The organism is Dolichospermum sp. UHCC 0260 (assembly GCF_009711985.1).
Taxonomy (GTDB): Bacteria; Cyanobacteriota; Cyanobacteriia; order Cyanobacteriales; family Nostocaceae; genus Dolichospermum; species Dolichospermum lemmermannii.
On record NZ_VIKZ01000030.1, the window covers coordinates 44,448 to 54,280 of the forward strand.

At 40.3% G+C, this 9,833-nt stretch carries 10 protein-coding genes; 6 read left to right on the forward strand and 4 right to left on the reverse strand.

What is annotated here, in order from left to right; genetic code table 11:
* Positions 1-39 precede the first annotated feature (39 nt).
* The 6 genes from dndE (at position 40) to FJR08_RS13295 (ending at position 3,903) form a co-directional block, all read left to right on the forward strand.
* On the forward strand, positions 40-435 hold the full coding sequence (gene dndE / locus FJR08_RS13270) for a DNA sulfur modification protein DndE (protein WP_015079899.1): 396 nt from the start codon (positions 40-42) through the stop codon (positions 433-435).
* Between the two features lie 15 nt (positions 436-450).
* The gene (locus FJR08_RS13275) at positions 451-1,959 is read left to right on the forward strand and encodes an AmpG family muropeptide MFS transporter (RefSeq protein ID WP_168633479.1); all 1,509 of its coding nucleotides are present in this window, start codon (positions 451-453) and stop codon (positions 1,957-1,959) included.
* Positions 1,944-2,348, forward strand: coding sequence for a hypothetical protein (locus FJR08_RS13280; protein ID WP_015079901.1), 405 nt, complete (start codon positions 1,944-1,946; stop codon positions 2,346-2,348). The genes FJR08_RS13275 and FJR08_RS13280 overlap by 16 nt, the downstream gene beginning before the upstream one ends.
* A 73-nt stretch (positions 2,349-2,421) precedes the next feature.
* Positions 2,422-2,559 carry a hypothetical protein gene (locus tag FJR08_RS13285; RefSeq protein WP_168633480.1) on the forward strand — a complete coding sequence of 46 codons (138 nt, stop codon included), beginning with the start codon at positions 2,422-2,424 and terminating at the stop codon, positions 2,557-2,559.
* 18 nt (positions 2,560-2,577) lie between these two features.
* Positions 2,578-3,102, forward strand: coding sequence for an N-acetyltransferase (locus FJR08_RS13290; RefSeq protein WP_168633481.1), 525 nt, complete (start codon positions 2,578-2,580; stop codon positions 3,100-3,102).
* A 42-nt stretch (positions 3,103-3,144) separates the two neighbouring features.
* Positions 3,145-3,903: a HEAT repeat domain-containing protein gene (locus FJR08_RS13295; protein ID WP_168633482.1), complete on the forward strand. Its 759-nt coding sequence runs from the start codon at positions 3,145-3,147 to the stop codon at positions 3,901-3,903.
* A gap of 25 nt (positions 3,904-3,928) precedes the next feature.
* On the opposite strand, the gene FJR08_RS13300 is transcribed toward FJR08_RS13295, so the two are convergent.
* The 4 genes from FJR08_RS13300 to FJR08_RS13315 form a co-directional block, all read right to left on the reverse strand.
* A complete protein-coding gene (locus FJR08_RS13300) occupies positions 3,929-5,716 on the reverse strand; it encodes a diguanylate cyclase domain-containing protein (protein ID WP_168633483.1) in 1,788 nt (595 codons plus the stop codon).
* A 48-nt stretch (positions 5,717-5,764) separates the two neighbouring features.
* Complete coding sequence (locus tag FJR08_RS13305) at positions 5,765-6,958, reverse strand: cache domain-containing protein (RefSeq protein WP_168633484.1); 1,194 nt, start codon at positions 6,956-6,958, stop codon at positions 5,765-5,767.
* Positions 6,959-7,071: 113 nt separating this feature from the next.
* Positions 7,072-8,298: an EAL domain-containing response regulator gene (locus FJR08_RS13310; protein ID WP_168633485.1), complete on the reverse strand. Its 1,227-nt coding sequence runs from the start codon at positions 8,296-8,298 to the stop codon at positions 7,072-7,074.
* A 183-nt stretch (positions 8,299-8,481) separates the two neighbouring features.
* A complete protein-coding gene (locus FJR08_RS13315) occupies positions 8,482-9,807 on the reverse strand; it encodes a TIGR03279 family radical SAM protein (RefSeq protein WP_015079907.1) in 1,326 nt (441 codons plus the stop codon).
* Positions 9,808-9,833 lie beyond the last annotated feature (26 nt).

A 9,833-nucleotide genomic window follows, 5' to 3' on the forward strand; every position in this document is an offset into this window, starting at 1 on the left:
CAATCACCAATCACCAATCACCAATTACCAATTACCAAAATGGAATCACCAATAGAAAGAATCAAACTCTCCCAAACAGCCAAAGAACAACTCCTCAAACTCAAACGCAGCACCAAAATAGAACAATGGAACATATTATGTCGGTGGGCGTTTTGTCGTTCCCTAGCAGAAACCGCTGCACCTTCCCCCGTACCTATCCCCCAAGATAGCAACGTCGAAATGACATGGCGGGTTTTTGGGGGAGAAATGTCCGATATTTTACTTTTAGCCCTCAAACAACGCTGCTACAACGACGGATTAGATACAGATAGAGAAACCCTAATTACGCAATTTCGCTTACATTTACATCGAGGTATTGGTTACTTAGCCGGAGATCAGAATATTAAGAAAATTGAAGATCTAATTGAACAGGCCACAAAAAAAGTAAAATCCTGATTTTGCACTTATTGTATGAAAGAAATTCAAGCACTCCGACAGGCCTTCCAAAGCCAGAAAATGGGTGCTTTATTATTACTAGGTTTTGCATCAGGTTTACCACTATTCCTCACGAGTAGAACCCTACAACTATGGATGCAAGATGCCAAAGTTGATATTGCCAAAATCACCTTATTTGGTTTATTAAGTTTACCTTATTCCTTAAAATTTCTCTGGTCGCCGCTATTAGATAGATTTACACCACCATTATTAGGTGGGAGAAGAGGTTGGTTAATTATTACCCAAATTGGGTTAGTATTAGCGATCGCTGCCCTTGCCCTTCAACAACCAGCCCAAAGCGAACAAGTATTACAAATCCTCGCCATCAATTGCCTGATTATTACCTTCCTCAGCGCCACCCAGGACATCGCTGGTGATGCCTACCGGACAGACATTTTAAACCCCCTAGAGGCGCAACCAGGGGCATCTGTGTGGGTATTAGGCTACCGGATCGCCCTATTTATTACCAGTTCCCTCGCCTTAGTGTTAGCAGATTATCTACCTTGGAATGTAGTATATTTGCTCATGGCAGTGATTATGACGGGAAGTATATTTACCACCTTGTGGTCGCCCGCAGAACACAAACTACAAGATAAAACACAACTAGCCCCCATTTCTAGCCAAGACGTGATTTTTATAGTCATGATCACGTTACTAGTAGCAGGGTTAATAGCTGGCGTTTTTGTCGGCTTCATTCCCCAACCTGTATTTTATTGGTTATTAGCAGGATTATTAGTGGCTTGGATAACGACATCCGTATTATTACCAAACTCCCTCCTAAATGAAGTTAGCGAAGATAGTCCACCTGAAAACTTACAAACAGCTATTTTCCTACCTTTCAAAGAATTTTTTCACCGCTTTGGTATCAAACAAGCGAGTTTAACACTAGGTTTTATATTACTTTATAAACTAGGTGATTCCCTCGTCGGCATCACAGCCAACTTATTTCTGAGAGAAATAGACTTTACCAAAACCGAAATCGGCGCAATTCAAGCTGGGATGGGATTTCTTGCCACCACTGTCGGCGTATTAGCTGGGGGTGTGATCATGACCAAAATTAACTTAAATCGCAGTTTGTGGGTATTTGGAGCGCTGCAATTATTGAGTAACTTAGGTTATTATGCCCTAGCGATCGCTCATAAAAAAGATTATTCCCTGTTAGTCATAGCCGTAAATATTGAAAACTTCTCTGCTGGATTAGTCACAGTCGCTACAGTCGCCTTTTTAATGCGTCTCTGTAACCACCGATTCACAACCACCCAGTTTGCGTTATTCTCCAGCCTCATGGCCATTAGTCGAGACGTACTTTCCGCACCCGCAGGAAGTTGGGCAAAAGCCACAGGTTGGCCGACATTTTTCTTACTTTCTCTTGTGGCGGCGCTACCTGGTTTGCTACTATTACCTATTGTTGCCCCTTGGAATCCCAAAGTATTGGCAGCAACTAGACCAGGACTAGAAGAAGAAGATATATGGGAACACAAGTAGTTATTCTGGTCGGTACATTCGTTCTGATAGTCACAGGTCTATTACTGGGCTATGTCCTCTCACAATTAGTTTTACAGAATCTGGCTTTTAATTTCCTCACACTCTTGGGAACTATTAGCTTGATTCTAATTTTTGGGACACTTTATTACGTATTATTTTGGCAACTGCGCCGTGAACCGCTGCAAGTCATCAGTCCCACCATCCCCAACCAACCAGATGAAGAAGTGACCGGCAACTACCTCAAAAATCGCCTCATCGCTAGATTATCTGGGGACGTAGCGGCAGCGGAAAGACTAATTGAACAAGCCAAACAAAACGTTCCGGGAATGCCCGAAAATTGGTACTGTGAAAAAGTCTTAAATGAATTAGACCAGGATCAGCAATCATAGCCATGCTTTGCTAAACCCAAATAATTGCTAGAATCAATTCAATAACTTCTGCTATTTATTTACAATCAACAACATGGCTATTCTTCGTCAATACATCGCCCCAATGCTGGCAATCTTGATATTTACCTTTGCCTTAGTAGCAGTCAGCGCCCGCATCTTTTTACCCTCCGATATGGCAGCCCCTGCCCCCATTGGGATAATAATTAAGTAATTGGGGAATAGGTCTATTGTGAATTTACTTCCAGGCTATTCTTTTCGCCAAGGTTCTACTCTCGATAAAGCCCTCTTGGTTAAGTTTATGCAAAGGAGTTACCAAGAACAATTCCCTGATCAAGATTTTTCCCACTTGGCACATACAGTTGAGCAATACTTCTGTCGTGATACCCCTGTATGGTGGGTTTATGAAGAGGTGGGGGAGGTAGGGGAGGTAGGGGAGGAAATTCTTCACCAATTACCAATTACCAATTACCAATCACCCGTAGCTTGTTTATGGGTGGGGAATGCGATAGATCAGGTTAGTGGCGATCGCCATCCGCACATCTTTCTCCTCTACGTCATCCCAGAATATAGACACAGAGGCATTGGTAAAGGATTGATGGCTTATATAGAAGATTGGGCTACACAAAAAGGTGATCGCCAAATCGGACTACAAGTATTTCAATCAAATACACCCGCATTAAATCTTTATCATCAACTTGGTTATCAAGAACAATCCCTCTGGATGGTAAAATCACTTGAGTTAGGGAACTCTTAACAGGGAACAGGGAACGGGGAATAGGGTTACAGTGAAATAATTATGTACGACGAATACGAACTCAGCCTACTCGATACCGAAGTGGAGCTAGGAAGCCCCTTAGATAAAATAGAACCACTTGCTGATGAATCAGAAGTGGAAAAACCTGATCCCGAATTAATGCTGGTACTTTTAGAAAATCCCCAGCCTCAACAACGGATGTTAGCAGCGCGTGCTTTTTGTGATATTCAAGATGAACGGGCAACACCTTATCTCATCCATCTTTTAACAGATAATTGTCCCCTAGTGCGAGTCAGTGCAGCTTACGGTATTGGTCGCAACCCCGCCAAGGAAGCCGTAGAACCGTTGATTATGCAACTTAACCGCGATTTTAATGGTTATGTTCGTAAAGGTGTAGTTTGGGCTTTGGGTAATTGCCGCGATCGCCGTTCCTTAGCACCCCTCACTAATGCCCTGAGAACCGATATTCCCGCCGTCCGTCTCTGGGCAGCCAGCGCCCTAGCACAGATGACAGAAGTAGGTTATGAAGCCATCGTCGGCGCAATTCCTGCCCTAATTGAAGCCTTAGTTACAGACCCCATCGCCGCTGTGCGAAGTAACTCCGCTTGGACAATTGGCCAGCTTTGTAAAGAACTACCATCTAACGTCGTCTATGCCACAGCTATAGACGCATTAATCCAAGCTTTTGCCGAAGATAAAGACTTAGGAGTGAGAGCAGATACCAAAGCCTCACTTCTAGGCGTAGGAGATCCTCGCGGTTTACAATTAATCGAAACCCTCGAACAAGAAGGATGGTTTTAGACAATTAAAAATTAACAATTAAAAATTAAAAAAAACTTCTAAATTCTCTCCCCTGACCGTCAGAAAATGACTGATTGCGTCCCTGTTGTTTAGCTCGATAGAGTGCTTGATCAGCTTGTTCAATCAGGTTTGATGGTGATAATTCGGAAGTAGGTATCAAACTGCTAATACCGATACTAATAGTAACTATATTACTTACTTTCGAGGCTTGATGAGGAATTGCTAAATCTTGAATTGCAGTATGAATTCGTTGAGCGATCACCATCGTCCCATCAATGTCCGTATTGGGTAAAATAACCACAAATTCTTCCCCACCATAGCGAGCCAATAAATCCGCCGGACGGAATATAACCTGTTGTACAGACTGAGCAATTTTGATCAAGCATTCATCCCCTAGTAGATGACCGTAGGCATCGTTATAGCGTTTAAAATAATCAACATCAAATAACAATAAAGATAAAAATTCCTGTTCTCGGTATAGTCGCTGCCATTCTTGCTCTAAACGATGATCAAAACAGCGACGATTGGCAATTTGCGTTAACCCATCAATATTGACTAGTTTTTCCAGTTCCTGATTTGCTAATCTGAGGTTATATTCTGCTTCTCGCAAGGCTAATTCTACTTCCTTGCGTTTGCTGATATCTTGGGACGTTCCTAAAGTTTGCTTTAGCCTACCATCCGCAGTTCTAGAAAACACCATATCTCGACTATAAAGCCAACACCATTGCCCTTGAGCATTCTTAACGCGATACTCTATTTCCACGAACTCACGATCTTGCAGACTATGAAGCTGTTGCATGGACTGATAGACCAGATATAGATCATCGGGATGACAAATAATAGGAAACAAGTTAGCTCCCATGGACTGAATCGCTGTGGCAGAATAGCCCAATGTTTCCGCAACAGAACGATTTATGTAAACATTACGCTGTTCGATATGGTCGTAAATATACAGTAGGTTTGGCGTTAGTTCTGTAATCTTTTCAATAAAATGCTGACTCGCTCGCAATTGATCTTCTACTTGTCTGCGCTCAGTCATGTCTTGGGTTGTGCCAAACAGCCGAATCACTTGTCCTTGGGCATTGAGTTCGGCCTTGCCTCTAGCTTCTGTATACTGAAAAGAGCCATCTGCCTTGACAACCCTCAGTTCCAATTGATAGGATTCTCCTGTAGAGAGCGATCGCTCAACTGCCTGGTGTAACTGTTCGGCATCTTGGGGATAGTAAAGCCGGAGAATTTCTTCGTAAGTAGGTTCACCCAGTGTCTGGTCACGTCCTAAAATCTGGAATAGCTGAGTAGACCAAGTAATTTTACCTGTGATCACATCATAGTCCCAGTTACCAATGTGAGCAAGCTGCTGGGCTTCTAACAACATAGCTTCACTTTTGTGCAAGGCGATTTCTGTCTTTTTGCGTAAACGAAGTTCATCGTAGAGATCGCTAACATCTCTGATGACACCAATCAGACAATCCTGTTCACCCAAGTATTGCACCTTAGCTGAGATGAGAACGGTTTTAGTTTGCTGGGAGTGAGTACAAATTACCAGTTTAAAATTGAGGATACTGCCTTCATTAATTAGTCTCTCTTTGAAGTGGTGTAAATTCTCTATATTCTTCCACAATCCTAATTGCCCACTGGTTTTGCCAAGGATATTTTCTGGTGTATCTCCCCAAAATTGGCAAAAACTTTCATTAACATTCAAAAATTTTCCTTCTGCTAAGGTGGCAATCCAAACAGGGTCAGGAGTAGTATGAAAAATGGTCGAAAATTTAGTTTCTGATTCCTGAAAAGCTTTTTTGACTTGAGTGGACATCTGGTTAAAGGATGTTGCTAAAACCTTGAGTTCTGCAATTGTTATATCTTAAGATAAAGACTCTTGCCATACTCCTTTGGACATAGCTTGACTAGCTCGACTCAAGCGTAAAATTGGTTTAGCTATCCAGTTTGCAGTGAAACTACCCGTTCCCACAGCAATTAGCAGTGATAAACTACAAAGAATCAGGGTTCTGTGGGCATTAGCATGAATTTCTGCCATAAATTCCGATTTCGGAATCACCGTCACCACGAGCCAATCTAAGCCGTAATCGTCGCGGTATGGTGTCACTCTCACAAAGGGTTTTTGTGACAAAGACGGGTGAAAAAGTTGGGTTTTGGAGATAGCTTGCAAATTGCCAAACCGCTGGATTAAATCCTGAGTTATGTCACGAATCACAGGTTCACGGCTATGCAGGGCTTGTAATCTTGTCGCTTTGCCATTGACAATAGGGGCAGAAGATTCACCTTGGGAACTAGCAACAATCAACCCTGATCGCTCGATAATAAAAATATGACCTGGTTTTCCATCATCCAGTTTTTTCAGAAATTCACTAATTTGCGAAAGTTCGAGATCAATACCAAGTACACCTAGCAACTTTTTTTGTGGATCGTAGACAGGAGTGCTGGCGGAAATGCAGATCCGACCAGGTACATTTGCCCATGTATAAATAGAACTCCAAATCGGTTTACCAGCTTTGGCAGCATCTAAGTACCAGGCAGCATTATTATATTGCGGGTTTTTGAGAGTAGCTACTAACTTGAGGCGATTTCCTTGGTTATCTACTGAGTAGCTGAGGCTTTTGCTTTGGTCCGATATGGGAATTTCTCCAATGTCGAATTTATTACCCAGCCCATAACCAGCACCGATAAATCCTCCCTCTTTAGTGCCAAAGTTAACATAGGCAAAATTGAAAGATCGCACCTGACGATAAAAATATTTTCCCAGGGCGTTAAAATCATTTAAATCTAAGACTCCTGACTCGAAAGCATCTACATTAGTGCGGTTGATTTCCTGGGCTTTGCCTAAATAACTATCTAAATGTTGTTCAATGCGATTATCTATCTCGGTAATTAATTGATCTGCTAGATTTTCCACAGCCTCCTGTCCACTACGATAGGAAAAATAACCCACCAGTGTTACTACTACCACGGTTTGCAAAACAAACGGCACTATCAACAAGGTTTTTAGCGGGACTTTGATGAATATTTTAGCGAACCAATTAAGAGAGGGAGAATTCATAAAACCTCGCGGTAAGTGGGAAACGAGCCGCCCAAACCCTCTTCACTCTTGCCTCTTGCCTCTTGCCTAGTGCCATAACGACGATTTTCAATGCTAACCTACTTAAATCTATTCTAACCATTAGGATAAATAAATAAAGATTTATTGGTCAATAAGAGCTTCTGGAATTCTAATGCAGGTAATGGTGGACTACAGATAAAGCCTTGAATAGCATCACAGTTATTTTCTCGTAAAAATGCTAGTTCTGCTTCAGTTTCTACCCCTTCAGCAATAATTTTTAGCTGCAAATCATGTCCTAGTTGAATCAAGTTTTTTGTAATTGCTGCTTTGCGGTAATCATCATTAATATTTTGGATAAAATCACGATCAATTTTGAGTGTATCCATTGGTAATTGCTTGAGAGTAAGCAATGAATTATTACTAACACCAAAATCATCCAGGGCAATCTTTACCCCTAAAGAGCGTAGTTTATTCATAGCTACTCTTGCCATATCCACATCTTCCATAATCATTCTTTCTGTTAGTTCAAGCTCTAAACAATTTGATTGAATATTATGGCTAGATATCAAATTGATAATTTGGGGAATTAAATCTGGTTGATTAAATTCAATTGATGCAAGATTAACCGCTATGGTTAAGTTATAAATGCCAATATCTTGCCAAGTTTGCATTTGCTGACAAACTCTATTTAACACCCATTTACCTATATCAATAATTAATCCATTGGTCTCTGCTAAAGGAATAAATTCCTGTGGTGATACTCTTCCTAGTTCCGTATTTGTCCAACGTAATAGACTTTCTGCGGCGGTAATTTTGCCAGTATTAATATCGGTAATTGGTTGATAATGAAGCTCAAAATCTGCAAAATTTTTCTCTCTTATTGCTATTTTTAAATTATTTAAAACCAACTGCATTCTTGGTGTTAATTTATTAATATTAGCCAATAAATTCTTCTTTAAATTTGCATAATTTTTCAACTTATTTAGGATAGCACTCAATAATTCAGCCCTGGTAAATGGCTTAGTCAGGTAATCATCTGCTCCTATATTCATCCCTTGACGGAAATCAGATTTAGCCGAGTTAGCAGTTAAAAAAATGAAAGGAATAGTTGATATTGATGGCTCTTGCCGCAATGCTGTTAATACGCCATAACCGTCTAATTCTGGCATCATCATATCACAGAGAATTAAATCTGGATATTCTGACATAGCCATATTTAAGCCTATTCTCCCATTAGCAGCAGCAACAACTTCAAAATTCTCAGATTCTAGCAAATCTAATAGATGTTCCCGCACTGATTTTTCATCTTCAATAACTAAAATTTTTGTCTTTCTATTCATTAGTCAGTTGCCAGTTGTCAGTTGTTATACTCAAAACGGTTGGGACATGGACTTTTGTAAAATCACGAAAAACCTAGATTTGTAGGGGTTTAGCATTGCTAAACCCCTACCCGCTTAAATCAAATAATTAAGCCGTGTTGAGTATGGTTGTCGAATAGGAAAGACTTTGGTAAATCATCAATCCTATTGAAGACAAGTATTGATTAATTCCTCAACTCCTGCCACAGGGAAAATACTGACATTTAATTGTTGGGATACTTCTGCAACCGTCATATCATCTAAAAATACCAGTTCCCCATGTTTAAGCATGACACTAGGTAATAAAATTCCCTCTCCTAAATCTTGTCCTTGAAGATTTAACAGTAAATCATGTCCCGTTAATAACCCAGTAACACTGATACTCTGTCCCCAATAATCGCTACATAAAGCCCGCATATTCACTTCTAACCCTTCTACAGTATTTAATTGTTGTACCAGGGGTTGAAATGCTATTTCCACTGCATTACCGACAACCCAAGTCAATCTGCGTTGGTTGGTAATTTTCGGTGGTAATAACTCAGTTGCAGTTTGGGTAAATTGTTTAATAAATAAGCGAATTGAACCCACACCATTATCAATTTGGGGATACTCTTCATATTCAGCTTCGCTAGGTAATTCTTCCCCGGCAATTAAAAACCATTCATCAGCTAACCACACTACACTAGAATTATATTTTTTGCGAAATTTCTGAGAGAGTAATTTAACTTGAGAAATTACCTCTTGTGCTTTTTCCTTAGTTACAGGTATGAGTTCATCTTCCTGGGGACGAAATCGCGTTAAACCCACGGGAACAACTGCTATTGATGCTACTGTTGGTAATTCTCCAGGATGAAAAGATGTTAGATCTTGTAATGTCTTTTCTAAATGTTCACCATCATTTATCCCTGGACAGACAACAACTTGAGCATGAATTTGTAATCTTCGTTCTTGAAACCAGCGAATTTGTGATAATATTTCTCCACCCCGATTATTTTTTAAAAGTCTAATTCTTATATCTGGTTCTGTAGAATGCACGGAAACATACAGAGGTGATAATCGCATTTGTTCAATTCTTTGCCATTCTTTCGCGGTTAAATTCGTTAAAGTTAGATAAGAACCATATAAAAAGCTTAATCGGTAATCATCATCTTTTAAATATAAACTAGTCCGTTTTCCCGGTGGTTGTTGATCAATAAAGCAAAAGGGACAACGGTTATTACACTGAATTAAACCATCAAATAAAGCTGTTGAAAATTCCAGTCCTAAATCATCATCATAATCTTTTTCAATTTCGACATGATGGGTTTTCCCTGTCGCATCTAAAACTTCTAGTTCCAGAATTTCATCAGCGCACAAAAATTGATAATCAATTAAATCACGAGGTTGTGTGCCATTAATGGCCACAATCGCATCACCGGCTGTAAAGCCAATTTCCTCCGCAATTGAGTCAGCAAGCACCTTGGTAATTTTAGCAGGTTGAATGGTAGTCATGAGTTAGTTGTCAGTTGTCGGTTGTT

Coding starts and splice junctions, on each gene's coding strand:
- dndE (WP_015079899.1), top strand. CDS start 40: ATGGAATCACCAATAGAAAGAATCAAACTCTCCCAAACAGCCAAAGAA.
- FJR08_RS13305 (WP_168633484.1), bottom strand. CDS start 6,958: ATGAATTCTCCCTCTCTTAATTGGTTCGCTAAAATATTCATCAAAGTC.
- FJR08_RS13315 (WP_015079907.1), bottom strand. CDS start 9,807: ATGACTACCATTCAACCTGCTAAAATTACCAAGGTGCTTGCTGACTCA.
- FJR08_RS13275 (WP_168633479.1), top strand. CDS start 451: ATGAAAGAAATTCAAGCACTCCGACAGGCCTTCCAAAGCCAGAAAATG.
- FJR08_RS13300 (WP_168633483.1), bottom strand. CDS start 5,716: ATGTCCACTCAAGTCAAAAAAGCTTTTCAGGAATCAGAAACTAAATTT.
- FJR08_RS13280 (WP_015079901.1), top strand. CDS start 1,944: ATGGGAACACAAGTAGTTATTCTGGTCGGTACATTCGTTCTGATAGTC.
- FJR08_RS13285 (WP_168633480.1), top strand. CDS start 2,422: ATGGCTATTCTTCGTCAATACATCGCCCCAATGCTGGCAATCTTGATA.
- FJR08_RS13295 (WP_168633482.1), top strand. CDS start 3,145: ATGTACGACGAATACGAACTCAGCCTACTCGATACCGAAGTGGAGCTA.
- FJR08_RS13310 (WP_168633485.1), bottom strand. CDS start 8,298: ATGAATAGAAAGACAAAAATTTTAGTTATTGAAGATGAAAAATCAGTG.